This window comes from Acetivibrio mesophilus (genome assembly GCF_004102745.1).
Classification (GTDB): Bacteria; Bacillota; Clostridia; order Acetivibrionales; family Acetivibrionaceae; genus Hungateiclostridium; species Hungateiclostridium mesophilum.
In genome coordinates this window covers 424,997-450,676 of sequence record NZ_RLII01000001.1, presented here as the reverse complement: position 1 = coordinate 450,676, position 25,680 = coordinate 424,997, and the positions used below count along the sequence as shown (strand labels likewise).

Here is a 25,680-nt window from a genome sequence, read left to right as displayed (position 1 = left end):
TCTTACTAAAAATAATTTGTAAAAGGTCATAATTGGGGAGTTTGAATTTATGAGCAAAGTTTTAATAAATAGGAATGATTTCATCTATGGATTTAAAAAAGGTACACCAATTCTATTGGGATATATACCGGTGGCTTTTACCTTTGGCCTTATGGCTGTCAATGGCGGTCTTCCTCCATTAATGGCAGTTTTTATTTCCTTATCCAACCTCACAAGTGCCGGACAGTTTGCTGGTACAAATTTAATTATCGAAGGTGCGGGGTATCTTGAAATTGCCCTGACTACCTTTGTTATAAATATCAGATATATGCTGATGTCCCTTTCTTTATCTCAAAAAATCGATCCAAAGATCACTCTTTGGCAGCGCCTTATTTTCGGTTTTGGAATAACCGATGAAACCTTCTCAATGGCTTCAATGGAAAAAGGAAAGCTATCCTATTCCTATATGTTGGGTCTTATTACGGGGCCAATTTTCGGTTGGAGCTTCGGGACAGCTCTAGGCGCCTTCACCTGTTCCGCATTGCCACAATCCCTCAGCAATGCAATGGGTATTGCTTTGTTTGCCATGTTTATTGCTATTATAGTGCCGCCATCAAAAAAATCCAGGCCGATTTTGATGATTGTACTTATCTCAGTTACAATAAATCTAGCTTTAAAACATATCCCTATCTTCAGTTTTATCTCAAGCGGTTTTCGCGTAATTATCTCTACCATATTAGGTGCCGGAATCGGAGCCGCCCTCTGGCCTGCAAAAGAAGAAAACGGTATTGTTAAGGAGGATTAGAATTATGCTGTATGCATTTATCGCCACTGTCTTAATGGCACTTGTTACATATTTACCGAGGGTACTGCCCATTGCTGTCTTTAGGAAAGAAATCAAGTCAACTTATATAAGATCTTTTTTGCAATACGTCCCTTATGCAGTGTTGGGAGCACTTACCTTTCCGGACATTTTCAATTCCACAAGCAGCTACACCACTGCCGTCTGCGGTACTATTGTCGCTCTAATTCTGGCTTACAGGGAGAAAAGCCTCTTTGTAGTAGCATTAGGAGCAATATTAACTGTATATGTCACCGGGTTATTTTTATAGTCATCTGCTGTACTTCTTAAAGCTCCCAATCATTTCCTCGGTCAATTCTTTTCTCCTGCATATTTGGGCAAAAAGCCAGGCACTTTTTCTGGCTGTCCTTTTCTGTGTACGAAAATTGCAGTCGTAGAGGCCAAAATCCGTTGACTCGCCCTCCAGCCATTCGAAGTTATCCATCAATGTCCAGTAATAGTATCTTTCTATCGGTATTCCTTCATTTATAGCTTTCGAAATGTAAGCAAGGTGGTTTACAATAAAGTCCGGCCGTTTGTTGTCATTTTTATCGCTTATTCCATTCTCAGTTATATAAATGGGCAATTTATATCGGTCATAGTACTTCTTGCACACCTTATATATGCCCTCCGGATATATATCCCACCCTAGGTCTGATTTAGTTAAATCCTTGTCATTCACAAGTTGATGAAAATAAAGGGATGGGTCAAATACAAATTCAACAATATTTCTCGTATAATAATTAATTCCCAAAAAATCCACATATCTGCCTTTTTTATGGCTTGAGCCCTTTTTTGAAAGAGGAAATATCAAGCGGCCAACTGTCATGCCTTCCATAAACATTTCATTAAATAGATAATCGACAACTTTACCTATCATTTTCCCGGTCGAGCTTATTCCATCAAAAATGCGAAGGTGCATTGCTGTGCCTACCATTGTCCTGCCCTCAAACTTACGTTGTCTTCTTATCTTATGTATTAAATGATAGAGCTTTATATGAGTATTAATAAGCTCTGCTGTGACCTTCAGTCCTTCCGAAAGACTTCTCTCCCCCGGAGGGAAAATGCCGATTACATAACCAAAATCGACATAGACATTGGGCTCGTTAAAGGTTATCCAGTCACTCACAAGATCCCCCAAATTTTCAACAACATACTTCACATATTCTATAAAAATCTCTGCATTGCCCGGTTTCTTCCATCCTCCAATATCATGAAACCAGATCGGATCAGAAAAGTGGTGGAGTGTAACCATAGGTTTGATGTTATTGTCTATCAAAAGCTGAATCTCATCTCTGTAATGCTTCATCGCTTCTTCGGAAAACTGTCCCCTAGAAGGTTCTATTCTGCTCCATTCAAGGCTCATCCTGTGGGTTTGAACCCCAAGATCCTTCAATAACTCCGTATCCTCCTCTACCCTGTTCCAGTGGTCACAGGCAGTAATACAGCTGCTTGAGTCCTTAATCCGGCCTTCTTCACACCATTTATACCACGTATTGTTGGTATCTCCACCTTCAATTTGAGTACTTGCGGTAGCGGTTCCAAACATAAATCCATCATCAAGCTTAAAAGTAACCATGATAGCCACCCCACACTTTACATTCTTATTTGAAATATTCCTTTAGCTTTACCGGCTTCTCCATTTCATCCCTACCGACATACAATGTGCCATCATCCTTGGTTTTTAGACTCCATTTCACAAGTACTATCTTTCCATCTGCAATCTCTATTCCCGTTATGCCATAAGGGTTAACACAGCAACCATCATTAAAATACGGTGGCTGGCCAACTGCCGGAAATGCTGGTCTGTGTGTGTGACCTGCAATAATCATCTGATTGTTGCTCTTAACCCAATCAACAATCTTGTTTACTACAGATGCTTTTTTCCCGAGGTTTTTCGATGCACTGGTAGGATCTCGAAATCCCAACAATTCAATCGGCCTCCAAAAGTGTCTTACAAGAAATCTGCCGATCATCCATAATCTATCATTCGAAAAATCAGCCTGGTGACCATGTACAAGGAATATTTTATCTCCTGTAACTCTATGACGCAGAATCAATCCCTCATGTACCTTTATTTTGTAAAATGAATTTATGTTCCTTATATCGCCATCTTCAAAATGACGGTAATATCTTCTTTTGGCGGTTCTTGACGCGTATTTTTTCTTTTCTATATCATGGTTGCCATAAACAAAGTAGGCCCTGCCGTCTTCAATAAATTTAGTCAATAGAGAAAAGACGTCTCTATGCTGACTTATTATTTCACATATATCGTTATTTTCCCATAGTTCATCTCCATCCCCCAGCTCTATATAAGTGTAATTATTTCTATAGTAATGGGTTAATGCTGCATAGTAAATGTTTTCATTTTTGCTGAAATTATCTGCCCAGCTTCCATCACCTCTGTGACAATCGCTCATCAAGATAATTTTTGATGAGTCATCAAAAGGAATCTCTTCTGCTGATTGAAAAACTTCGGATAATCTCATGAATTCATACACGTTCACCACCTCACAAGTACAACAATCCCATATAATTAATCTCATAGATGCCTTTGTATTTTTTCATAGGAGCTATATAATTCCGCTGGTCTTCCCAATGCCAGAATATGTTTATACAACTCTGGTTCCTTCTCACGAACTGCATTCATCTTTTCCTCCAGAGTAATGCATTCTTGTGTAACCTCATTATAAAGGTCGCATAAAAGTTTGTTTTTGGCCTGAATGATTCCATCGGTTATCTCTGTTCGGGTAAGAGGCTGCGGAGTATGAGGCTTATCAAATATTATTCTAACGGAGTTTCCATATCTTTTTACTTCCTTATCCGAATATCCCGCCCTCTTTAATCCTTCAATAAATGCTGTGCACATTAGCTGGTCTTTTAATGTCATGGTGATCTCCATAGTCAATTCTGAAGGCTGTGAGAATTCGCCAAGTCTGAATCCTGTCAACCACCAATGCCTATCCCCACGCTCGAAAAGAACTTTTCCTTTCTTTTTCAAGGTAAACGACATCCATAATAATTCATCATCACTTACACAATGATAAAAAGTCCCGTTAAAAAATCCGGGAATATTTAAATCTGGCCCATCCGTTGCGTATATTCCTACCTCAGCACCGGTGGGCAGGTCGTATTGCCCTTTCCAAAACTCAATTAACCACTTCTTGCCGTTATACTCAAAATAAATCGGGTCGCAATCTACTATCATACCTAAAGGTGCTGCAGCTTCGTCATATAGGCGGCAATATCCAAAATTTCTTTGCCATGCGTCTTTGATAGAATAAAAAATATCCTGCTTTTCGTCATATGCATAACCGGCAATGGCAAAGGATTCGTTCAGCTCTTCCTTATTTGCATCCTTTTTTCCTATTCCAATAAGAAACAGCAGTGAATTAATAATCTTATTTAGCTCGTTGAACCAATTGAAGATAGAGCGATAGAGTTCTTTCCTAATAACCAGTCTAATAATAAAAGCCAATACAACCAATGCAATTATAATTCCAAAAATATACAATAAGTTTGAACTCAAAAAGGCCACTGAGCATTTCGCCTCTTGAAACATAAAAACCTCACCCCAAACATATTTCTTTGTACCATAATATTCAAAACCGATTGATTATGTTAATGATAATTTGCATTTTTTATATCAAATCCTGGGAATAAAACAAAGAACTTTTTTGATTAAATTAATTAATTTGACAAAAAGTTTTATTTTTCTGTTGATTCTGATATAATGTTTATATATTTGTTTATACAAGTTTCATTTACTAGGGGGATGGTCTTTGATATGTTTATTTTGCTTTTAATAGCCTCATTCTTGACAGGATTTTGCCTGTTAAAGAAATTAACCGCTATTAGATCACCAATTATGATGATTTCCGGTTCCTTTCTTATAGGATGTCTTTTTTCCGGCACACTGCTATACTGGCTTGATATTCTTTTTGTTAAAACACTGAACAACTATTATATGAGCAATATAGTATACCTTGTAATATCCGCTGCCTTTATCGCATACGTATACTTCACAGAGACCGGAATACAAAAAGAGTTTCTTAACATGATAAAAGAGTTTTGCCGTGATAAAGTTGCGGTAATTTGCTTTATTGCTTTTATCCTGTTTTCAACGTGGTTTAATTATAATACCTTCAGCCTATCAAACGGATATATAACTATGTCCGGAGGTGCATGGAGTGATTTAACTCTTCACAACGGGTTTGTCCGCTCCATAAGCCTTGGTCAAAACATTCCGGTTGAGCATGTTTATTATGACAACACCCCGATAAAATATCATTTTTTATTCGATTACTTTGTAGGTAAAATATCCCAGACAGGGTTGCATTCAGTTCACGCCTTGAACCTTATGTGTCTTTTAAGCCTTTCCTTTTTGCTCCTAATGATTTTTCAGTTCGGAAGAACAGTATTTAAAAGTGATGCCACAGGAATACTTGGTGCACTCTTTTTATTGTTCCACAGTTCAATAAGTGGTTTAAAATGGGTTTTCGATAACTTGGGTTGGGATATGTTTAAAAAAATGTATGAAAAAACCGGATGGTTGGGCTCAACCATGTTTGAAGGTTGGGGACTTTTTAATCTAAACGTCTTCGTAAATCAAAGACACTTTGCCTTTGCTTTGGCACTTCTTGTTTTTATTGTTACATATGTGCTTTCTGTATATGAAAAAGAAACGAATACTTCAAAACCTGTAAAAGCTAAAAGCACCCCATTGACCCAAAGTAATAATTATTCATGGCTTTTGTCAAGCTGTTTAATAGGGGTTACAGTAGGTATCATTCCTTATTGGAATTCTGTTGTAAATACAGCTCTGCTCTCATTTTTAGGACTATATACGATTTTAAATATACGAAAAAAAGAGATCTTTCAACCAATGTTTGTCACTACTGCCATTGCAGGTCTTGTTTCATTGCCGCAGCTACTGATATTTAAGTCAGGCGACTCGAGTTTAAATGAATATCCTAAGCTGCATATCGGCTACGAGGTGGGACATTTTGATTTATTTGACTTGTCAGAGTTTTATTTTAAAGTCCTTGGCCTAAAACTAATTATTGTTATTATAACACTTTTTATTATCCCCAACAGAAAAAAAATACTGTTCCTTATCCTCTCAGTGCCGTTTATACTGGCCAATTTGCTACAGCTTGGCGTAGTGCTGTACGATAACAGCAAGCTCATGTTCGCAACTCTCATATTTATAAATTGTCTGGCTGCCTACTATTTAGTACAACTTTTCCGCCAAAAGTCCTTAATATTTAAATTCGTAGCCGTCATCCTTTGTATTAGCCTTATGGTCGCTGGAGTACTGGACTTAATGTCTGTCAAAAATCTTCCTAAAGTCAATGTGGCAGATAAATCAGACTTTACGCAATGGATTATTGAAAATACCGAGCCGGGTTCCACATTCCTTACCCTTCCGTCCATACAATATAATGACAATGCCGTATCCAATATACTTATGGCAGGCGGAAAAATGTATGTACATGATGCAGCCGACTCAGCTTATAAGCTTGATGAACGCTTTAACAATCTAAACATTATATTAAGAGGCGAAGAGAGCTTTGAAATAATAAAAAGTATTATCGAGCAAGAAGATATCGACTACATTGTGGTTAGTCCCGAGCTTAGACAAAGCGAAAAATACACTGTAAACGAGGAATTCCTCAATCAAAACTTTACTACAAAATATAACTTTAACGGTATTTCTGTTTACTCAATTAATTAAATACTTTGACTGTCATTCAAAAAGCCTTTATAATGTGTAACTGCCCCATTCATCATCAGCTAAACCGATGAAAATGGGGCAGTTGCACATTACAATAATCTATTAAACTTTAATTCCCTTTCTTTCAGCCTATACACATGTGTATCCGCCATCTACAGGTATAATAGCTCCTGTTACATAGGTAGATGCATCAGATGCAAGATAAACAGCAGTTGAATCCAGTTCCCCTTCTTTTCCGTAACGTCCTACCGGAACAGTGGATTTCATATAATTGGTGAAGTATTCGGTGTCAAGAGTCTCCTGAGTAAGCTCCGTAACAAAATAACCGGGACATATTGCGTTTACCGTAATACCATACTTAGCCCATTCCGCCGCCAGAGCTCTTGTCATATTAACCACACCGCCTTTGGCTGCGTGATACGCAGTGCTTGGATGCGCCATGTTTCCAACCATGCCGTATATGGAAGAAATGTTAATTATTCTTCCATAATTATTTTTTATCATAATCTTGCCGAATTCCCGGGCAACCATGAAAACACCGTTTAGGTCAACATTAATTGTGTTGTTCCACATCTCATCACTTGTCTCCTCAGCTGACGCCACACCACCGCTGCCGGCATTATTTATTAAAATGTCAACTTTCCCAAACTCTTTCTCAGTAAGCTCGGCTGCTCTCTGGATCAATCCGATATTTGTTACATCACATTCTATGGAGAGACACCTTACCCCAAATGCACGGATTTCTTCTGCAACCTTCTCGAGTTTTTCCTTGCGCCTTGCCAAAATAACAATATCCGCTCCTTGAGCTGCAAGAGCTTTAGCCATTTGAACACCAAGTCCAGATGAAGCTCCTGTGACTACCGCTACCCTGCCTTTTAAGCTAAACAAATCTCTCTTTTGCATTTTACACACCTCTATATTTCTTAATATTGAATTATATCCTCATAAATATAATAACACATTGTTTACAAAATATTAAGGCTTTTTTGTTAAAAAAATAACAAAATGAAAAAAACGTATCCTCAGGGGAAAAAATTTTTCTACAACCGAAATTTTTTAAACTGAATTGTTATAAAGCCGCAGATAGTTTTTGTTTGATAGGTATTTCCTGATTCCTTAAGCATCCCTTTAGTAATTTTGCATCCTTGAGATCACCTTTAAATATTACTCGTCCGTTTAATCTTAGAAGACTTTGAGGTCTGACAAGATTTCTTGATATTTTAAGATCTGCAATACCACTTTCTTTCAAGATATAATACACAAATTCAGAGCAAACGAATCTTGAACTGTCGCATGCTTCCCTATTCAATAAATTATTGATAAGTCCCATATAATTGTACTTATATTGGCTGGCATTGGCAATAAAATACCTTAATAGGGCTTTAGCCCTTTTGTACTGCTGTTTTGATACCTCGAACTCAATTACTGCTCCCGGCAGTACTCTACAGTATTTATATGTCCCTTTATTTAGATTCTCATGCTTAAATACACCAATAAACGGATAGAATTCGTATTTCCTTCCAAAACTATACATGTTCTCAATGTCTCTGTCTAGCGAAATAGAAGCGTGGGTAAATTCATCTTTTGTAAAAAATCCTATAAGTCTCGATATTATTGTATTAGTCCTCGTAAGAACTACATAGATATAAAACTTTTCCATTGTGCTCCCCCACATCAATAAATATTCGCTGTGAACCTCTTCATTGAACGTACTGGCCAAAACACTAACAAACACTTTTTGCAATTATTTTGCTTGTACTTTAATTATATTCCTTTATGTGAGCAAAATCAACATATATTGTATCCTCTAACACAGCAAGGTAATACCGTTATAAAAAATCAATACCTTAATTTAAAATCACCCTATTTTTATCCGGTTTCATATCTATCTACCCGCCACCTCCCATCATCACCTTTTAAAAGCACAACATAAAAACTGGTTTGGGTTGACAAATATTGAGCAGATGTTTTTACGGTTTCCATATCAACTGATACATTAAATACTAAAACCGAGTCAGAATTTTCTATACGTAAAAAATGCGTATCTCTTATTAATTCTATTTTTTTTGCTTTAGCCCATCTCATCCCCCATACATCACCATCATGAATAAAATTACCTTTGCCATCGTCGACAAAATTATTGTTATGGTTTTCGGTGCTAAGAATGCACATTGCATCATAATCCGCTAGCTCAAAAGCGGCAAAATACTCCTGTAGTACTTGAAAGGCCTTTTGCTCTTCATCCCTCATTTCGTCTGGCATAGGAGTAAAGGTTGATACAGTTTCATCATCCACATTCATAAAATCATATTTGTTATAAATGGCGTCATTAAGATCGCTTTGCAGTTCTCCCTTATTGGTTGGATCGGCTTTAAGATTGTATTCGTCGTTGACTTCCAGGACTTTTCTTCTGTCCTTTACCAAAATTTTACCTTCTTTAGATGCATTTGTGGCAAAAGCAATCGAAGCTGCAAGAACTGCCATAACCGCAACCATTATGACCCAAAACTTAGGTTTTTTAAAATTTAGAACATTTTTTATTCTGGTCTTTACATAGCTCTCGCCGAATGCCAAAGGAGCAGCCGTTAAAATACCTTTCCTCCTAACCGACAGCGACAGAAGTGAATTTGAATAACCACCCTTTGCTCCTTCGCCCAGCCTATACATCACACTCTCATCGCAGGACATTTCCATATCCCGGCTCATGAGAGCAAAGCTCAGCCACATAAGCGGATTAAACCAGTGCAGGATAAGTGCCAAAAAAGCAATTGGCTTTATGAGATAATCCTTCCTGCGGATATGGGTGCGCTCGTGTTCCAATATGTACGATAGGTTGGCATCCCCAATATTCGTCGGCACATAAATTCTCGGACGGATAAAGCCGCATACAAAGGCTGTGCTGATGGCATCGGTTTCAAAGACATTGCCCTCCACGAGAGTCGCAGTCTGAAGCTTTCCTTTGATTTTCATATAAGAAGAAAAACTATAAATCGTCAATACAATAACGCCAAAAATCCAAATAAGACTAGAAACAGTTATCCATATCTGCATGGGATTCACGCTTTCAGATAGAACAGTCCCGGGCAAGGGAGCATTCACTGCATTATCAATATTTCCAACCGAAGGCGTCTCATTAAGCCAAATATTCTGCGGTACAAACTCATATACTCTGCTTCCTTGCTTTACATTCAGCGTTATTAGATTGAAAAAGCTAAAGACGAAATTAATAGAAAATGGGCATACAAGACGGAAAAGTACAGGAGTCCAAAGAATATAGGAAAAAATCTTCGGCACTTTTTTAAAAAGAAAACGTAGAAGGATTACACCGATAGCCACATAGGATGCAGTGATACTCATGTTTACAATTGCTATAAATAAATCTTGCAAATAAGTCATTTCACCGCCTCCTCTATAATCCGCTTCAATTCCTCAGCCTCCTGTTCAGAAAGCTTACGGCCGCTTAAAAAGGCAGTCAAAAATTTCGGCAGTGAACCGTCAAATGTTTTTTCCAATACGGCTCTGCTTTCATATCTCTGCACATCTTCACGCTTTACCAATGAAGTAACGGTCGCATCCGTGTTTTGCAGGATACCCCGTTCACAAAGCTTTTTTAATACAGTATAGGTGGTCGATTTTTTCCAACCGAGTTTGTCTGCGCATAGCTTTACAAGCTCTGTAGAATTGATAGGTTCATTGTCCCAAATAATGCTGACAAATTTGTATTCCGCGTCAAATAGCTTATACTTTTCCATGAAATTGCCTCCTCAGGTTTATTTTAATAGACCTAATTAAAGTCTATCGCATTAGACCTGACATGTCAATAGCAAAATACATGTTTTCTCCATTGCAACAGATGCGTAGAGAACGCAAAAAAATCAGGGACGCACCCATCCGTTGTGTACCTGATTTCATGGTATTAACTTGCAGTAAATTCAGCGGTATTAGACCCTTCCCGAAATTCCCAGACCGGTGGATACAGAATCGGCTTATCCGTTGCAAAAGCTATTGTTTCGGCGCGCAAATCTCATACCAAATATCTTTATTTACTTCCTTCAAACATTTTAAGCAATCTCAAATAATGGTTCGCTTCACGCAAGACATGATCCCCCAGTAGCGGTATAATGATTGATTTTACTTCACATGCAAGAATACCCTGCGTGCCCTGCGCTTTGAAGTTCCGAAAATCCTCTGTTGCTTTTAAGCTTTCGTCAGTAACTTTAGCCAGTGGAGCGGTCGCTTCCATTGCTGCCTTTGCTTCTGCTGTCAATTGATCAAACTCATTTCCAAAACTATTAGCTTGATTGAACAAATTTTCTTCTGTAGGATCAAGTAAACCTCGAATAAACTTGGCATGTTCTGCCATTTGCCTATTCCAAAAAAATTCTAATGCGTAGGCTTCTTTTGCCAGATCTGTCTCTTCTCTTCTTTGAAGTCTTCTAAGCTGCTGAAGATATAATTCTGCCTCACGAGTTATGTGTAGAATCAACAAAGGATAATTAAATGTAAACATTTTGCAGTTTAAAACATTAGATAAGATATCCTTCTTAAACTGTATTAACGCAGCAGTTGCATTTATTGCCCTCTGGTTGAGCGCAGATACACGTTGTTCAAGCATAGGATTTGCTGTTATTATACCGCCTCCTGCTAGCCCTGCCTCTGCCTGTGTCAGTTGAGTCGGTATCTGTACCCCTGTAAAATATGTGGTTGCCATTTCTGCATTCAAAGTAAAAGGTGTTATTACCTCTCCTGATTTAAGTACCTCAGGATTAACAACACCGCTCGAAAGCGAAATAGCTTCTCCTAGAAGTGCGTCAAATTCCCTGCGAAAAGCATCTGCTCGCTGAGTAAAGCCTGAGTCCCTCGGCGCAAACCCAACTTCAAGGAAAAATGAGTGTTCTTTCATAATCCTTGCAAAAAACAGATGTAAACCTAGGGACTGTCTAATAAATTCAATGCTTGAGAGCATGGTTTATTCCTCCCCCTAAAAAAGGTTAACTTGCAATATCAGTTTATGTTAATATCCTATGAATTGTTACGGAATACTGCACATGATAACAGTAGTAACTTATATTTCATGTAACCTTTTTCTCATAGAGGTAAACCATCAGATACTTATATTGCTTTTTCACTTTGCCCTATTCAAACTAGATTCTCTAATGCCCTCTTTTACATAATCCGGCGCCTCAAAATAAATCTCACTTCTTCTTTCTTTCCGGAAGTTCCGTATAGAACCCTTCCAACAATTCCCGTATCATATCAACATTTTCAACTTCTTCCACCAAATACAACAATGTCTTTGAGCCTTCATACGGGTATTCAAGTCAACAGTCTGCAAGGAGTCTATCGGATGTACTTGTTCGTTTGACCAGAAACCTATTATCGCATATATCACCGATATGTTTTCCCCGATAATAAACAATATACTCTCCCATCATCTTTCTTGTCGTAATGTCTCCTATCATTGAAAGGCAGTCTACTTCGCTATAAAAATCGTACCTATTAACTATATAAAATTGGCCATACAGTCATTAATATTTCCCCTCACCATACTTTTCTACTGCCATATTCGTATATTTTCGGATGAAATCTGTTTTCATCTTTGTATATCCGTTACGGTCGAATTCGAATTTTTTCCAGAGGGACAATTTAAGATTTTCATACTCTTTTGCAATTTCTAAATGCTCTCTCAGATAGTCGCGAAAATAGAGCTCATCGTTGTCGCCAAAATTTCTTAAGTGTAGGTGGAAAACGCGGTCGGCAAAACCATCCGGTGTATAGCCTTTATTAAAATCCATTCGGTTTTGGCTTTGATCCATGCAAAGATATCCGTTTCTAAGGAGCAGTTCGTAAATTGCTTGATGTTCTACAGGTCTGGCCTCCACCAAAATGTCAATAATGGGTTTAGCCCAGATTCCATTTATAGATGTACTTCCAATATGATGAATTTGAACATTCTTCGGAAGAAATGAGGATAAAAATTCCTTTTCCTCCCTATACCAATCCTTCCAGCATTCCTTATGCTCCGTCAACTGAATAGGAAACAGTTGCCAAAGCTCACGAAGTGTCATTTCCGATAACGGTTTACGCACTCAAATATCCTCCCTTCCAGCTAACCCATACTCCATCTGTCTACCAATTTTCAAAAACAAAATCCGCTACTTTCTACTAGCTCCTTCTTGATAATACTTATTAAATCTCCTACTACAATTATCATATATTCCAGTGGCATACTTCATTTTCAGTATAATACATTAGGTGAGAAATCTCTATATTAAGGTCCCAAAATAATAAAGAGATACAGCGGCCTAAAACCTCCATATCTCTTACATTCTGCAGCACCTTCTAATGGGGATAATCACATACAAGACAGAGAAACCGTCTCCTGTTTCACTTTTAACCTTTCTTATACCGGGCCAGAAACTGCTTAGTTCTCTCTTCTTTAGGATTGCCAAATACTTCCTGGAGTGGACCCTGTTCAACAATCACACCACCATCCATAAAGATAACACGGTCTGCCACATCCCGAGCAAAATCCATCTCATGAGTAACAATAATCATTGTAGTGTTGCGCTCCGCCAAATTCCTAATAACCTTCAGCACTTCCCCAGTGAGTTCAGGGTCTAAGGCAGAAGTAGGCTCATCAAAACATAAAATGTCCGGCTCTAGAGCTAATGCCCGGGCAATAGCTACACGCTGTTGCTGTCCACCGGATATCATATGGGGATAGTAGTCCAGCTTTTCCGATAGACCAACCTGAGAAAGAAGCATTTTGCCCCGGTCTTGGATCTCTTTCAATATAACTTTTTTCTCCTGTTTGAAGTTAGGACGTCCTTTGGCTAATAGTTCCGCTGCTAATGTTACATTCTTTAGGACTGTATATTGAGGAAACAGGTTAAAATTTTGAAAAACCAGGCCAAAATGCAGACGCTTTTTCCGCACTTCACTTTCCCGTTGAGTAGCGGGATCCATTGCGTCAAAAATCACCTCATTATTGACGACGATGCTTCCTTTATCAGGCCGCTCTAGGAAATTAAGGCACCGCAGCAATGTGGTCTTTCCGCTTCCGGAAGAACCTATAATCGCGATTACATCTCCTCTTTCCAATGAAAAATCAATCTTTTTCAAAACCTTGAGGGTTCCGAAACTTTTCTCAATACCTTTTACTTCTAAAATCGCCAATCGAATCCCTCCTCTCAAGCACGGAAATAACTGAGTTTCTTTTCTACCCAATTAAGCAGTATGGTTAACGCCCCCACAAAAATAAGGAAATATATGCCCGTGGCAAAGAGAGGCCAAATAAGTCCTTTATTACTGTATTCTCCAGCCATCATTATGATCTCTTTATTTGAAATGATGTTGGCAAGAGATGTATCCTTCACTAAAGTAATCACCTCATTACCAATTGGAGGAACGATACGCTTCACTACTTGAAGCAGTGTTACACGGAAAAAAATCTGTGTCTTTGTCATTCCTAAGACTTGACCCGCTTCATATTGTCCCACCGGTACGCTCTCAATACCGCCTCGATAGATCTCCGAAAAATAACAGGCATAGTTGATAATAAAGGCAACGGTTGCAGCAATAAAACGTCCCGGTCCACCATTTGGCCAGGAAAAAGGTATTTTTAATAGACCCGGTCCATAAAAAATTATTATAAGCTGCAACATCAGTGGCGTTCCTCGGATTATCCAGACAAAAGTTCGCACCACCCATCGAAGAGGACGAAAGCGGCTCATTGATCCAAAAGCAATCAACATCCCTAAAGGTAGCGCAAACAAAAGCGTTAATACAAAAAGCTTACAATTGAGCATAAAGCTCTCAGACAGCCTCGTAACAATCACAAGAATTTCATTCATATTTCTTTTACCTCAACCTATAAGCGGCAGGACAGAGGATTAGCCCTCTGCCCTCACTTCATTTTTATGTATATAAGCCTATTCAGCCTGTTCCAGTCCATACTTTTCAGCCAATGCAGCTATAGTGCCGTCTGAAACAAATTCGTCGAAAATCTTATTCACTTCCGCACAAATATCAGAACCCTTTCGGAAGGCAACGCCATAATCTTCTTCGGCTAAGTAATCTACAATAATAATATCCTCATAGTTAGTGCCTTCGCCCGTCATTGATTTTGCCAAAGTTAAATCCAACACAGCTGCGTCAGCAGTACCGGATTTCAATTCCATCAAGCAGTCTGTCTGCAATGTCTTAGGAACAAAGCTTGCCTGCTTCAGATTATCATCAGCATTAATGGTATTTTCACCGGCAGAACCCTGCTCTGCCACAACAGTCTTACCTATTAAGGATTCCGTTCCGTTGTAAGTAGTGCCTTCTTTTATCAGAACCACCTGAGCATTCTTTATATAAGGCTTGGTAATTTCCATGGCTGCCTTACGCTCATCGTCGATTGTCAATCCATTCCAAATACAGTCAATGGACTTTGCATTCAGTTCTACTTCCTTGGTTTTCCAGTTGATCTCAACAAATTCAGGTTTAAGGCCAAGCTTCTCACATGTTAAGGTCGCCAACTCTGTGTCAAAACCGGTAAAAACGCCATTTTCATCTGTATAATTCATAGGCTCATAATTTGTGTAGCCAATAATCAGTTTGCCATTACCTTTAACGTAACTCAAATCACTACCTTCATCTGGAGATTTATTAGTTTCCTCAGTGCCGCAAGCGGCGAACGCAAGAACCATAGTTAGCGCTAGAAGCAACGACATTAATTTTTTCATTCTCAATTTTCTCATTTTTACTTCCCCCAATCTCAAACTAAAAATACTTCCTCATTATATCACGTTAACATAATAAAGCAAAGACTTTTTCTCTGACATTATGGTGCAACTTACCTCTGGCTTCACAGATAGTCTTATCGCTCTCATTCAGTACTATACCGCAATACGGGACATATTTATTCATGATTGGTTGCTCGTATAATTAAATGCTGCCAATCCAGTAACTTACAACCATAACTAAACAAGCAATGCTGGGAATGAACCATAAAAGTCTTGCTAGTTTTTTCTTGTTTTTAACAAACACAAAGCTAAGTACATTAGCAATCACAAGTGGAATCAATCCGATTGTTAGGGTCATTCCTGCCGCATCCCACGCTTCAGCAGGTAGCATAGCATCTGGATTTTGAACAACGGTATTATGCGTAACATACGGAATTGCGAAATATATCAAACAAAGAACTCCGAATATATTTATAACTACTACTGCAAGTTGTACTAATTTATTTATTATCATCCTGAATCCTCCTCCCCATAAAAATAGATGACAAGGGACTGCTCTCTATTCTATTTTTATGTTCTTGCATCTATTTACAATCCCTTGATTATCTTCGTCAATATACTTTTTATCTCTTTCGTCCGCGCCCCTTGAAGTCCTCTTCAATACGAATTTTCCAATCTTCTGCTATAGGGCGACTTGCACGCATACAACTTACTGTTTCACTGATTACTTCGTAATTAAGTAAGGTTCCTTCACTATCTGCGTTATAATTTGCTGCTCTTTCTTTTCTTATTCCAAAGCGCTCTGCAGTTGCAATGGCATCAATGTTTGCACCAAGGAAAATAAACTCCCAGCCGTATTTGCTTTTTTGACGTTCAATCATACGGCGGACTTTTTCGTAGCCAAACTCCTTGCTGGCATTTTCCATGCCGTCAGTTATTATTACGAACATAACATGTTCAGCTCGCTCATCTTCACCTGTATGCTTCTGAACATTTGCAATTTTATTTATTGTTTTTCCCACCGCATCCAATAACGCAGTAGTACCTCTGGCAAAATACTCTTTGTCTGTTATAGGTGCTACTCCTCGAAGGTTAATACGATCATGCAGTAATTCATACTTATCATCAAATAGTACAGTAGTTACTATTGCCTCGCCGGACTCTTTATTCTGCTTTTCCAGCATGGAGTTATATCCGCCAATAGTATCGCTTTCAAGACCGCTCATAGAGCCACTTCTGTCAAGAATAAAAACCAGTTCCGTTAAACCTTTTTTCATAATGTTATCCCCCAATCACTTATTCTAATTAAAGGATAACATTATTTATCTGGAGATTGGTCGCATGAGAAGCGACAATTCCACAATGTTGCCACTTTACACCCCTAACAAGTCTTGGTCAAACGCAAACAAAGCTTCATTTATTTCAAAAATATTATAGTTGCCTTCTTCAATGAAATACTCAATAATGATATCAAATTTACTGCTGTGAGAAAGTGCAAAACCAGCCTTAAGCAGTAAATCTTTGGTTTCATCCAAGTTTAATCTCAATGCTATTGCAAAAGCAATTACAGTTGCCTTGCTTGGATTGTAATTCATATCATTACGGATTTTAGAAAACAGTCTACGGTCTATATTGGCCCTTCTATAGGTTTGTGCATATGTCATATCCTTTTCGTCAATCAAACGTAATAACATCTGCGAGAATGTTTCGTCCATGTTCTTTATTACATCATCAAGGCTTCTTTTATATTTCTTCTTCTGAACAGGTGCTTCTATTGAGAATATGTCGGGATCTTCTCTATAGCTTTCTTCGGATTCGTATATTTTCTCAAATCTTTCTCTTCGGATGAAAGTATGTTCTTCTACATATCTATCATCGATATATTGGGCAATAGATGAAAATAGCTTCTTAGACAACATAAATTCTGCCTTATCGTATACAACTAGGAAAACTGTCATCTCATTGCCCAACAGAAAATCTCCAATGACCGTAATAGCCGTTTTTAATGCTTTATCTTTTGGGTATCCAAAGGCGCCTGCTGATATTAGCGGAAAAGCAATACTTTCACAATTATGTTCTTTTGCCAATGCAAGTGAATTTTTATAGCAATCTGCCAGCAACTTCTCCTCATTGTTTTTACCGCCATGCCAAACAGGTCCAACAGTATGGATTATATATTTTGCAGGCAGCCTATACCCTTTAGTTATCTTTGCTTGTCCGGTTTCACAACCACCAAGAGCCCGGCATTCATCAAGCAGCTCAGGCCCTGCTGCACGATGGATTGCCCCATCAACCCCTCCTCCTCCAAGCAGGGATGAGTTTGCTGCATTAACAATTGCATCTACGTGTACTTTTGTTATATCATTACGGATTATCTCGAGTGGCATTACTCTACCTCCTTGACCTCAATTTCTTAATAACATTTTAATTATGTTGCAAAGAGTATTATTAACCATTACTTCATTAAATGCCCAATCCAATCGTAAAATAATATATTTCCATTATACCATCTTAAGAATCTATTTCTGGATACAATTTATTCTTTTTAATTTTAAAGTATTTCTTCTAAATTACTTCCATAAGCTCTGGCATAATTATCTAAGTATTGACAAAAACGGTAGAACCGCATATACTATCTAAATAAGTTATTTGAGCATACTATGACAATTGAGGAACAACACAGCCAATGAGCCATACGATGTTTGCTCTATAAGTTCAGGTTTGGCGAAAAAGCAATAGTTTAGTAGAATAGGAGTCATAATAATGAAAAACAAATTTTCCATGCTATTTGTTACCATACTTACAATACTTATACTTGGAGGATGTAAGAATATGCCGAACAAATCACCGATGAAAGCGTATCGGTTGGTGTTGCAAAACAAGATCAATTTTTTCAGCGTGGACTCCAATAAAGAGTTGAATATTACCCAATTAAACGAAGCCATTGCTGCCGACAGCGGTGTTACGGTAAACGTGACAAAATTTGCAACAGTTGATTTAGAAAGGGATGGTATTCCGGAAATTATCCTTTGTCTGGCTGTGAATAACAACGAGGGTTTTGGCTTTGAGGTTTTGCGTTATCAAGATGAAATGTTTTATGGCTACACTTTGCCGTATAGAGCTTTTTTTGACGTAAAAGTTGATGGTACATTTTCCTTTTCCAGCGGTGTAGGAGACCATGGGTTCGGTACAATAGAATTCACAGATAAGGGTTATACGGTAAATAAGATAACTTATAGTGAAGCAAGCTATGATTCCGAGAATAATCAGACCTTTTCTTTTTTTGTCAATCATGAAGCTGCTACAGAAGAGGATTTCCTAGAGGCTATTAATGCGCAAAACGAAAAGCCGGAAGCCATGTGGTTTGATTTCACTGATGACAACATAAAAACACTGTTAGCCGACATGAAATAAAATGATGCCAAAAAATCAGACAATCAAAATGGAATACACAATGGGCCATATTGGCCCATTGTCTATTCCCCTTTATTATTCAACCTACAGACTCACAAAATCTAATCCATAATCATTTTTATATCTTTGTTGTATCTTTCAAATAAAATTCAACATACCCACATTTCGAACATACTGCACAATGTACTTTGCCAAGGTTTTCTTTAAAGATACCCGGTTTCGTAATCTTTAACCCGTAAGCTCCCCCTTCGACCTTAACATCAAAGTCTTCAGACATTTCAGAGTCACATCTTATGCATTTTCTCATTTCAACACCTCCGGAGATTAGTTTTTTGCCTTTAAATGGAATTTAATTATTTCCCTATTGTATCTCTTTTGAGTTATTATATAGTATATTAATTGGAAAAGGAAGAATACAAAAATGACAACTAATGTATTTACCGCAAACACCTCTTCCATACGTGTATTCAATGTAGCTATACGTATAAGTATATATCCCAAAAACGCGCCCAATAATACCGGAGTAAAGAAAACCACTTTTAGTTCGTTTGAAATTACTTTTCTAAACTCACTCTCAGTAATTCCAATTTTCTTTAGCTTTTTATACTTAATTCTTAGCTGCTCAATGTCTGTAATGAGCTTAAAGTAGATAACACAACTTGTGCAAATAAGAAATAAAATTCCAATAAAGCTTACAATAAACAATCTCATTGAACTTTCTCTTTTAACAGAAACATAATACTCAATTCTTGAAACCATTTTAAATGCACTGTAAGCAGCCGAATCCTTGTTTTCTGATGTACTGAAATCTTTGTTTTTCTCATCCTCAAGCTGCCTTTTCAGTTCAGCAACTAGGGGACCGGTCCTCTTCCAATCATCAAAATTAAGCATATTAAATGTTCCAAAATACCGCTCATCAACATTATCTTTCATTTCATTAAAATCATCAGCATCTACAATCAGCATAAACCTTGACGGTTGTACTTTGAGATTTATTAGTATGGTGCGTTCCTCACCGACAAATCTGAAATCATAGGACTTTCCTCCAAAATCCAATTTGACTGTATCATATGGAAACTGATTATTTGCTTCACTTGCCAAATCCGAGTTTATCTGCATTATACTGCCTTTGCCAACATCTAATGATTTACCGGTAACACCCCTGTATTGTTCATCTGAAATAACAGCCATTTCTGTGGAAGTCTCAGTTTCGCCAAAACTAACTATTCTTGATGCATACAAGAAATCCAACTTTTTATGCACTGCTTGTTTTAAGTTATTTCCCTTGATTAACCTATCAATTTTTGACATGTCCAATCGTTTGTTAGGATCTACATATACAATATGATAGGGCTGTTCAGTTTCAATGACTCTTGGAAGACCAGCCAAAATCGAGTAGGCTGCAGAAACAAAAAATATTAACACAATACATAATATCGTCGAACTGAAAATAACTTTCTTGTTTTGATTCACCTTATTACGTATTTCCGTAATAGTTAATATATTGTTATAATAATTCTTTTTGCTCCCTTTAAATAAATGCAAAATTACAGCGCCTAATCGCGATATAATAAGGTAGATCCCCACGAAGCAACAAACAACAAAAACCACCGGTGTCAATCCACTGTTGTTATCGCTTCTTACGCCGGCAATATAGTTGTATAAATTGATATGTGCAAATAGTAACATAAGAACTGCTAAAATACTCAAAACTATGCTGCTCGTTGGTTTAGGCATTGTGGTACTTTCAGGCTTTTTCCACTGTTTCATAATCTCATTTAAATGTAACTTTTTTGAGTATAACCAAATAAAGATTAACTGAATGAAAAAAATTAGAAGAAATATCGCTAAAGTCTTAATATAGCTAATAAGCTCAAATGAAAAGGATATATTATTTAGTTCCAGTAATACCTTAAAAACAATATATAATAGACATGATAAGACGGTGCCGAAAATGAAACCCACAATCAATGCACCTGCAATTATAATGCAAGTTTCAATAAAAATCAGTTTAATCAAATCTTTCCTGTTCATACCGACCATTAAGTATACGCCAAATTCCTTGCTCCTTAGTTTTAAGAAAGTCTGGATAGCATAACTTATGAAAAAAACTAAAAATATAATTAATACAATTAATGAAAAATTCATTAGCATTTTTATGTTCTTATTTGAGAAGACATCCAAAAAATCTTTATTGTGCAATATGTTAAAAAACACTTGTAGCACCATAACACAAAGACTATAGCACAAGAATATAGATAAGTATTTTCTCACATTGCCTTTAAAATTCTTTATAGCCAAGTCTTTAAACGTCATTTTCTTCACCCCCGATTTTCGAAAGGTGTAGAAGTATCTTGTCAAAAAACTCCTTTCTCCTGCAGTCTTTTACCATTTCACTGTTGATATGCCCATCCTTAATAAAAATAATTCTATCGCAAAAACTTGCAGCAAACGCATCATGGGTTACCATAAGTATAGTGCATGATTTTTCTTTGTTAATTTTCTGGAAATAAGTCATAATAGAATTTGATGACTTCGAATCCAGATTACCGGTGGGTTCATCAGCAAATATTATTGCAGGATCATTTATTAACGCACGACCAATGGCAGTTCTCTGCTGTTGACCTCCAGAAGTCTCGAAGGGATATTTATTTGCTATCTCAAATATATTTAGAAGCCTTAAAATATCATTTGCTTTTCTGTCTATATCACGAGTATTTTTTTCTTTCGAGGGTCATTGGAAGTATTATGTTTTCTCTTATTGTGAGGCTGTCTAAGAGGCTAAAATCCTGAAGAACAAATCCTATCTTCCGTCTTCTAAAAAACGCGAATTCATCATCTTTTAATGAGCAAATATCTCGTCCTTCAATTTCAATCGTTCCGGTTGTCGGGTAATCAATTCCGCTTAATATGTTCAATAATGTAGTTTTACCGCTTCCCGAAGGTCCCATTACACCTACAAATTCTCCTTTGTCAACAGTCAAATCAATTCCGTTTATTGCCTTATATTCTATGCCTTTGCTAACATATATTTTTGTAATACTGTTAGCATTTAAAATACTCATTACATTGACCCCCCTGTTAATAATGTATGTATATTATAGATTTAAATCCTCTATGTGTAAACATAATCATTCAATCATTTTCAAACTATAACTATTAAGTAATTTATCATGCATTTTTTCCAATTTCAATATTTTTTAGTGCTTCACAAGCAAAGCTCTACCGTGCTAAACCGTATAGATAAAAAGATATCTAATCTTTTGATAAAATACGTAAAGACTATCCGTGCAAGCTCAAACAAAATGGATATTTCACCACCTACCTGCAAAGAATAAATCTTGTTATAGATTGTGTATATTCTAGATTATTGGAGGGAATTTGTATGAATATAGATAAACAAGATATATTTTCCAAACCACCCCAACCGTATTGGATAGCTTCTACCCCGGAAACTGATTATCCTACCCTGGATGAGGATATAAAGGTTGATGTAGCAATTATCGGTGGTGGCATTACCGGCATCTCATCTGCCTACCTACTTAGTAAAGCTGGAGTAAAAGTAGCTGTCATTGAGGCCGACCGCATTTTACAGGGCACAACCGGACATACCACAGCAAAAATAACTTCTCAGCATGAATTGATATACAGTAAAATAAATAGTCAAATGGGCAGAGAATTGGCAGAGCAATATGCCGATGCAAACGAGTCTGCCATTCGTATGATTGAAAAAATTGCGACTGAAAATAATATCGAGTGTGATTTCGTTTCCCAATCCGCATATGTGTATACACTGCAAGATGAGTATATTGAAAAAATAAAAGATGAAGTGCAGATTGCCGAGTCCCTTGGCATAAAAGTCTCTTATCTCGAAGAAATACCTTTACCTTTCCCAATTAAAGCTGCTGTACGTTTTGACAACCAGGCTCAATTCCATCCTCGAAAATTTCTGCTGCCTCTTGCAAAAGAAATTACCGCAAGCGGTAATCAAATATTTGAACAAAGCAGAATTGTAGACATTGAAGACGGCAGCAACTATGTTTTAATTACAAACCAAGGTAAGAAGGTAGCTGCAAGCAAGATTATAATCGCTTCCCATTACCCTTTTTACAATAAAACTGGGCTATACTTTACAAGGATATATCCGGAGCGTTCATATGTTGTTGCTATTAAGGCAAAGGAAAGTTATCCCGGTGGAATGTATATAACCATAGAAGAACCGGGGCGCTCACTTCGCAGCCAACGGTCAGATGATGGCGAACTGATACTGGTCGGCGGTGAACACCACAAAACCGGACAAGGCGAGGATACAATCAAACATTATGAGGCGTTGATAGATTATGCCAACACAACCTTTACGGTAGAAGATATCCCTTACCGATGGTCTACCCATGATTGCATGACTTTGGACGGACTTCCTTATGTGGGGCATTTCACATCAAACACTCCAAATATGTACATTGCGACCGGTTATGGCAAATGGGGAATGACCAACAGTATGGCTTCCGCAATGATATTAAGGGACTTGATTGTTGATGGAAAGAGTTCCTGGCAGGAGGTTTATAACCCCTCACGTAAAACCATAGCAGCTTCCACCAAGAATTTCGTTGTGGAGAATCTTAATGTCGCAGAAAAACTAATTGAAGGAAAAATCTCACCCTTACCGGATAATATCAGTATTAAACCTGGAGAAGGGAAAATTATACAGGTGGATGGAAAAAGAGCTGGAGCTTATAGAGACCACCAAGGCACATTACACGTGGTAGATACAACATGTACACATATGGGCTGTGAATTATATTGGAATTCTGCTGAAAAATCCTGGGATTGCCCCTGCCATGGCTCAAGATTTACCTATGAAGGCGATGTGATTGAAGGTCCGGCAGTCAGACCTTTAAGTATACACAGTGATGTAAACACAATTGAGAAACTCATCAAAGACAAATTTTAATAGTTCAACAGGAAAAGGCTTCGTCATTGATGCCTTTTCTTTTATTTATCTTGTACAGTCCACCTTCTGGATATAGCTAAAATACCTAGCAAAAGTTCTATAATAACCGTGATTGAATATGGAAATGAATTGCCGGAATATGAATTAGCTCTTATCGGTATTACTCGATAAGAAAGATTGTATGCAAAATGGATTAGTTATATTTTTTTGTATTTTTGGTTTGTAAATACTGATAATATTATTGTATAATTATTATTAATGCTTTGCAGGACAGATTCTTATTTTTAGGGAGGTAAATTAATAATGAAAAATGGAGAATTATATAAAGTTAGACCTATTAATGATTTAAAGGATATGCTGAATTCCAGTGCAGAGATATATGGTGATAAGGCAGCTTTTTTATCAAAACCAAAGGGTGGGTCTGATTATATTCCCATATCATATAAACAGTATAAATCTGATGTGGACGCTATGGGAACAGCTCTCATTGATCTTGGCCTTAAAAATAGGAAGATCGCTTTAATAGGTGAAAACCGTTATGAATGGTCTATATCATATCTTTCGGTTGTAAATGGAACCGGAGTTATTGTTCCTCTGGACAAAGAGCTTCCTGCAAACGAAATTGAGTTACTTCTAAAACGCTCGGAGGCAGATGCAATTATTTATTCGGAAAGTGTTAAGGACAAAATAGAGCCTCTCTATGAAAAATCTACATCCATACGATATTTTATTAGTATGGATAAAGAAAAAAACGATGGCAGCATCTTATCCTTCCATTTACTTTTACAAAAGGGACATAACTTACTGAAAGAAGGAAAGCGTGATTTTATTGATGCAAAAATAGATGCCACAGAAATGACTGCGCTTCTCTTTACTTCCGGAACTACCGAAACTGCCAAGGCGGTTATGCTGTCTCACAAAAATATAGCAGAAAATCTAATGGGTATGTGTTCTATGTTATATATTGATGAAAAGGATACATTCTTATCAGTCCTCCCTATTCATCATACCTATGAATGTACCTGCGGTTTTTTGTGCCAAATATACAGAGGCTGTACCATCGCATATTGTGAAGGGTTACGCCATATAGTTAAGAACCTTAAAGAGTCTAAGGCAACAATGATGTTGGGAGTGCCCTTGATTTTCGAATCCATGTACCGTCAAATAATGAATCAGGCAATAAAATCAAAGGGAGAGAAGAAAATAAAGCTTGCAATTAAACTTAGTGACATTTTGGGTAAAATCGGAATTGATATACGCAAAAAAATATTCAAGCAAATTCACGAGGCTCTCGGTGGACACATAAGATTGTTTATTAGTGGTGCTGCAGGTATTGACCCCCAAATAGCTAAGGGATTTAGGGAGCTAGGTATATTCTTAGTGCAAGGCTACGGTCTTACTGAATGCGCTCCGATAGTTGCCGTTAATCGTGATATTTACTATAAGGATGAGGCTGCCGGGTTACCATTGCCAGATCTTCAGGTTGAAATTGATAACCCCGATGAAGATGGTATTGGCGAAATTAAATGTAAGGGTGCTAGTGTTATGCTCGGCTATTACGAGAACCCTGAAGCTACTGCAGCGGCTATTAAGGATGGATGGTTTTACACAGGTGACAGTGGATTTTTCGATAAAGATGGATTCATTCATATTACTGGCCGTAAAAAGAATGTAATTATCACTGGAAACGGCAAGAACGTTTTCCCTGAGGAAATAGAGACCTTATTAAACAGGAGTCCATATATTAAGGAGTCATTGGTTTATGGAAAAGGCCAATCTGACGGTGATACGATAATATGTGCAAAAATAGTTCCCGATATTGATAAAATCAAAGAAGATAAAGAGAATAATCTGCTTACAGATGAGTCTATAGAAAAAATAATTGATATAGAGGTTAGGAATATAAATAAAACCATGACTAACTATAAGCATATTAAAGAAATTACCCTTAAAGAAGAGGAGTTTGTTAAAACAACGACAAAGAAGATTAAACGCCATGAAGAATTAAAAGATTAAAAGCTCGGGA

The 25,680-nt window shown here is 37.4% G+C and carries 23 protein-coding genes and 2 pseudogenes; 6 read left to right on the top strand and 19 right to left on the bottom strand.

The features are described 5' to 3' along the window. The first annotated feature begins 49 nt into the window (after positions 1–49). Entirely contained in the window at positions 50–784 is a 735-nt protein-coding gene (locus EFD62_RS02150) for an AzlC family ABC transporter permease (RefSeq protein ID WP_069194510.1), read from the top strand. A gap of 4 nt (positions 785–788) precedes the next feature. Continuing rightward, complete coding sequence (locus EFD62_RS02145) at positions 789–1,091, top strand: AzlD domain-containing protein (RefSeq protein WP_069194511.1); 303 nt, start codon at positions 789–791, stop codon at positions 1,089–1,091. Here EFD62_RS02145 and EFD62_RS02140 read toward each other — a convergent pair whose 3' ends face one another. The 3 genes from EFD62_RS02140 to EFD62_RS02130 are packed head-to-tail and all read right to left on the bottom strand — an operon-like array spanning position 1,092 to position 4,382. Next, positions 1,092–2,399: a glycoside hydrolase family 1 protein gene (locus tag EFD62_RS02140; RefSeq protein ID WP_069194512.1), complete on the bottom strand. Its 1,308-nt coding sequence runs from the start codon at positions 2,397–2,399 to the stop codon at positions 1,092–1,094. Between the two features lie 25 nt (positions 2,400–2,424). Then, positions 2,425–3,321 carry a metallophosphoesterase gene (locus EFD62_RS02135; RefSeq protein ID WP_128705663.1) on the bottom strand — a complete coding sequence of 299 codons (897 nt, stop codon included), beginning with the start codon at positions 3,319–3,321 and terminating at the stop codon, positions 2,425–2,427. A gap of 41 nt (positions 3,322–3,362) precedes the next feature. Next, positions 3,363–4,382, bottom strand: a complete 1,020-nt coding sequence (locus EFD62_RS02130) for a DUF4474 domain-containing protein (RefSeq protein ID WP_069194514.1) — start codon at positions 4,380–4,382, stop codon at positions 3,363–3,365. A gap of 225 nt (positions 4,383–4,607) precedes the next feature. Here EFD62_RS02130 and EFD62_RS02125 point away from each other — a divergent pair, with 225 nt between their 5' ends. Beyond that, positions 4,608–6,557 carry a hypothetical protein gene (locus EFD62_RS02125; RefSeq protein WP_128705662.1) on the top strand — a complete coding sequence of 650 codons (1,950 nt, stop codon included), beginning with the start codon at positions 4,608–4,610 and terminating at the stop codon, positions 6,555–6,557. Between the two features lie 129 nt (positions 6,558–6,686). Here EFD62_RS02125 and EFD62_RS02120 read toward each other — a convergent pair whose 3' ends face one another. From EFD62_RS02120 to EFD62_RS02060, 12 genes are all read right to left on the bottom strand, one after another. Next, positions 6,687–7,460, bottom strand: coding sequence for an SDR family NAD(P)-dependent oxidoreductase (locus EFD62_RS02120; RefSeq protein WP_083225138.1), 774 nt, complete (start codon positions 7,458–7,460; stop codon positions 6,687–6,689). 166 nt (positions 7,461–7,626) lie between these two features. Then, positions 7,627–8,217 carry a hypothetical protein gene (locus EFD62_RS02115; RefSeq protein ID WP_069194515.1) on the bottom strand — a complete coding sequence of 197 codons (591 nt, stop codon included), beginning with the start codon at positions 8,215–8,217 and terminating at the stop codon, positions 7,627–7,629. Between the two features lie 209 nt (positions 8,218–8,426). After that, positions 8,427–9,953 (bottom strand): M56 family metallopeptidase, encoded by a 1,527-nt coding sequence (locus EFD62_RS02110; protein ID WP_069194516.1) that lies wholly within the window; start codon positions 9,951–9,953, stop codon positions 8,427–8,429. Next, positions 9,950–10,309, bottom strand: coding sequence for a BlaI/MecI/CopY family transcriptional regulator (locus tag EFD62_RS02105; protein WP_069194517.1), 360 nt, complete (start codon positions 10,307–10,309; stop codon positions 9,950–9,952). The genes EFD62_RS02110 and EFD62_RS02105 overlap by 4 nt, the downstream gene beginning before the upstream one ends. 287 nt (positions 10,310–10,596) lie before the next feature. Continuing rightward, the gene (locus tag EFD62_RS02100; RefSeq protein ID WP_069194518.1) at positions 10,597–11,523 is read right to left on the bottom strand and encodes a DUF2935 domain-containing protein; all 927 of its coding nucleotides are present in this window, start codon (positions 11,521–11,523) and stop codon (positions 10,597–10,599) included. 562 nt (positions 11,524–12,085) lie between these two features. Further along, positions 12,086–12,646, bottom strand: coding sequence for a GrpB family protein (locus tag EFD62_RS02090; RefSeq protein WP_069194519.1), 561 nt, complete (start codon positions 12,644–12,646; stop codon positions 12,086–12,088). A 304-nt stretch (positions 12,647–12,950) separates the two neighbouring features. Next, positions 12,951–13,736: an amino acid ABC transporter ATP-binding protein gene (locus EFD62_RS02085; protein WP_069194520.1), complete on the bottom strand. Its 786-nt coding sequence runs from the start codon at positions 13,734–13,736 to the stop codon at positions 12,951–12,953. 14 nt (positions 13,737–13,750) lie between these two features. Further along, the gene (locus EFD62_RS02080; RefSeq protein ID WP_069194521.1) at positions 13,751–14,413 is read right to left on the bottom strand and encodes an amino acid ABC transporter permease; all 663 of its coding nucleotides are present in this window, start codon (positions 14,411–14,413) and stop codon (positions 13,751–13,753) included. Positions 14,414–14,491: 78 nt separating this feature from the next. Beyond that, positions 14,492–15,304, bottom strand: coding sequence for a transporter substrate-binding domain-containing protein (locus EFD62_RS02075; RefSeq protein WP_069194522.1), 813 nt, complete (start codon positions 15,302–15,304; stop codon positions 14,492–14,494). Between the two features lie 187 nt (positions 15,305–15,491). Then, positions 15,492–15,803 carry a hypothetical protein gene (locus tag EFD62_RS02070; protein ID WP_128705661.1) on the bottom strand — a complete coding sequence of 104 codons (312 nt, stop codon included), beginning with the start codon at positions 15,801–15,803 and terminating at the stop codon, positions 15,492–15,494. Between the two features lie 109 nt (positions 15,804–15,912). Further along, positions 15,913–16,566, bottom strand: a complete 654-nt coding sequence (locus EFD62_RS02065) for a vWA domain-containing protein (RefSeq protein ID WP_069194524.1) — start codon at positions 16,564–16,566, stop codon at positions 15,913–15,915. A gap of 96 nt (positions 16,567–16,662) precedes the next feature. Then, positions 16,663–17,676: an O-acetyl-ADP-ribose deacetylase gene (locus EFD62_RS02060; protein ID WP_069194525.1), complete on the bottom strand. Its 1,014-nt coding sequence runs from the start codon at positions 17,674–17,676 to the stop codon at positions 16,663–16,665. 376 nt (positions 17,677–18,052) lie between these two features. Here EFD62_RS02060 and EFD62_RS02055 point away from each other — a divergent pair, with 376 nt between their 5' ends. Further along, complete coding sequence (locus tag EFD62_RS02055; RefSeq protein ID WP_069194526.1) at positions 18,053–18,703, top strand: hypothetical protein; 651 nt, start codon at positions 18,053–18,055, stop codon at positions 18,701–18,703. A 118-nt stretch (positions 18,704–18,821) separates the two neighbouring features. Here EFD62_RS02055 and EFD62_RS02050 read toward each other — a convergent pair whose 3' ends face one another. From EFD62_RS02050 to EFD62_RS02040, 4 genes and pseudogenes are all read right to left on the bottom strand, one after another. Next, a complete protein-coding gene (locus EFD62_RS02050) occupies positions 18,822–19,010 on the bottom strand; it encodes a nucleic acid-binding protein (protein WP_069194527.1) in 189 nt (62 codons plus the stop codon). A 17-nt stretch (positions 19,011–19,027) separates the two neighbouring features. Beyond that, positions 19,028–20,473, bottom strand: a complete 1,446-nt coding sequence (locus EFD62_RS02045) for a hypothetical protein (protein WP_235832529.1) — start codon at positions 20,471–20,473, stop codon at positions 19,028–19,030. 27 nt (positions 20,474–20,500) lie between these two features. After that, positions 20,501–20,851, bottom strand: a pseudogene (locus EFD62_RS18300) (ABC transporter permease); the annotation flags it as partial. Between the two features lie 157 nt (positions 20,852–21,008). Beyond that, positions 21,009–21,768, bottom strand: a pseudogene (locus tag EFD62_RS02040) (ABC transporter ATP-binding protein). A 320-nt stretch (positions 21,769–22,088) separates the two neighbouring features. Here EFD62_RS02040 and EFD62_RS02035 point away from each other — a divergent pair. Together EFD62_RS02035 and EFD62_RS02030 are read left to right on the top strand one after the other, a co-directional pair. Further along, positions 22,089–23,654 carry an FAD-dependent oxidoreductase gene (locus tag EFD62_RS02035; protein ID WP_128705660.1) on the top strand — a complete coding sequence of 522 codons (1,566 nt, stop codon included), beginning with the start codon at positions 22,089–22,091 and terminating at the stop codon, positions 23,652–23,654. Positions 23,655–23,957: 303 nt separating this feature from the next. After that, a complete protein-coding gene (locus tag EFD62_RS02030; protein ID WP_128705659.1) occupies positions 23,958–25,670 on the top strand; it encodes an AMP-dependent synthetase/ligase in 1,713 nt (570 codons plus the stop codon). Positions 25,671–25,680 lie beyond the last annotated feature (10 nt).

What these genes read in the sequence shown, in the direction of transcription:
- EFD62_RS02150 (WP_069194510.1), top strand. Translation starts at nt 50, where the DNA reads ATGAGCAAAGTTTTAATAAATAGGAATGATTTCATCTATGGATTTAAA.
- EFD62_RS02145 (WP_069194511.1), top strand. Translation starts at nt 789, where the DNA reads ATGCTGTATGCATTTATCGCCACTGTCTTAATGGCACTTGTTACATAT.
- EFD62_RS02140 (WP_069194512.1), bottom strand. Translation starts at nt 2,399, where the DNA reads ATGGTTACTTTTAAGCTTGATGATGGATTTATGTTTGGAACCGCTACC.
- EFD62_RS02130 (WP_069194514.1), bottom strand. Translation starts at nt 4,382, where the DNA reads ATGTTTCAAGAGGCGAAATGCTCAGTGGCCTTTTTGAGTTCAAACTTA.
- EFD62_RS02125 (WP_128705662.1), top strand. Translation starts at nt 4,608, where the DNA reads ATGTTTATTTTGCTTTTAATAGCCTCATTCTTGACAGGATTTTGCCTG.
- EFD62_RS02120 (WP_083225138.1), bottom strand. Translation starts at nt 7,460, where the DNA reads ATGCAAAAGAGAGATTTGTTTAGCTTAAAAGGCAGGGTAGCGGTAGTC.
- EFD62_RS02115 (WP_069194515.1), bottom strand. Translation starts at nt 8,217, where the DNA reads ATGGAAAAGTTTTATATCTATGTAGTTCTTACGAGGACTAATACAATA.
- EFD62_RS02110 (WP_069194516.1), bottom strand. Translation starts at nt 9,953, where the DNA reads ATGACTTATTTGCAAGATTTATTTATAGCAATTGTAAACATGAGTATC.
- EFD62_RS02105 (WP_069194517.1), bottom strand. Translation starts at nt 10,309, where the DNA reads ATGGAAAAGTATAAGCTATTTGACGCGGAATACAAATTTGTCAGCATT.
- EFD62_RS02100 (WP_069194518.1), bottom strand. Translation starts at nt 11,523, where the DNA reads ATGCTCTCAAGCATTGAATTTATTAGACAGTCCCTAGGTTTACATCTG.
- EFD62_RS02080 (WP_069194521.1), bottom strand. Translation starts at nt 14,413, where the DNA reads ATGAATGAAATTCTTGTGATTGTTACGAGGCTGTCTGAGAGCTTTATG.
- EFD62_RS02075 (WP_069194522.1), bottom strand. Translation starts at nt 15,304, where the DNA reads ATGAGAAAATTGAGAATGAAAAAATTAATGTCGTTGCTTCTAGCGCTA.
- EFD62_RS02070 (WP_128705661.1), bottom strand. Translation starts at nt 15,803, where the DNA reads ATGATAATAAATAAATTAGTACAACTTGCAGTAGTAGTTATAAATATA.
- EFD62_RS02065 (WP_069194524.1), bottom strand. Translation starts at nt 16,566, where the DNA reads ATGAAAAAAGGTTTAACGGAACTGGTTTTTATTCTTGACAGAAGTGGC.
- EFD62_RS02060 (WP_069194525.1), bottom strand. Translation starts at nt 17,676, where the DNA reads ATGCCACTCGAGATAATCCGTAATGATATAACAAAAGTACACGTAGAT.
- EFD62_RS02055 (WP_069194526.1), top strand. Translation starts at nt 18,053, where the DNA reads ATGAAAAACAAATTTTCCATGCTATTTGTTACCATACTTACAATACTT.
- EFD62_RS02050 (WP_069194527.1), bottom strand. Translation starts at nt 19,010, where the DNA reads ATGAGAAAATGCATAAGATGTGACTCTGAAATGTCTGAAGACTTTGAT.
- EFD62_RS02045 (WP_235832529.1), bottom strand. Translation starts at nt 20,473, where the DNA reads ATGAAACAGTGGAAAAAGCCTGAAAGTACCACAATGCCTAAACCAACG.
- EFD62_RS02035 (WP_128705660.1), top strand. Translation starts at nt 22,089, where the DNA reads ATGAATATAGATAAACAAGATATATTTTCCAAACCACCCCAACCGTAT.
- EFD62_RS02030 (WP_128705659.1), top strand. Translation starts at nt 23,958, where the DNA reads ATGAAAAATGGAGAATTATATAAAGTTAGACCTATTAATGATTTAAAG.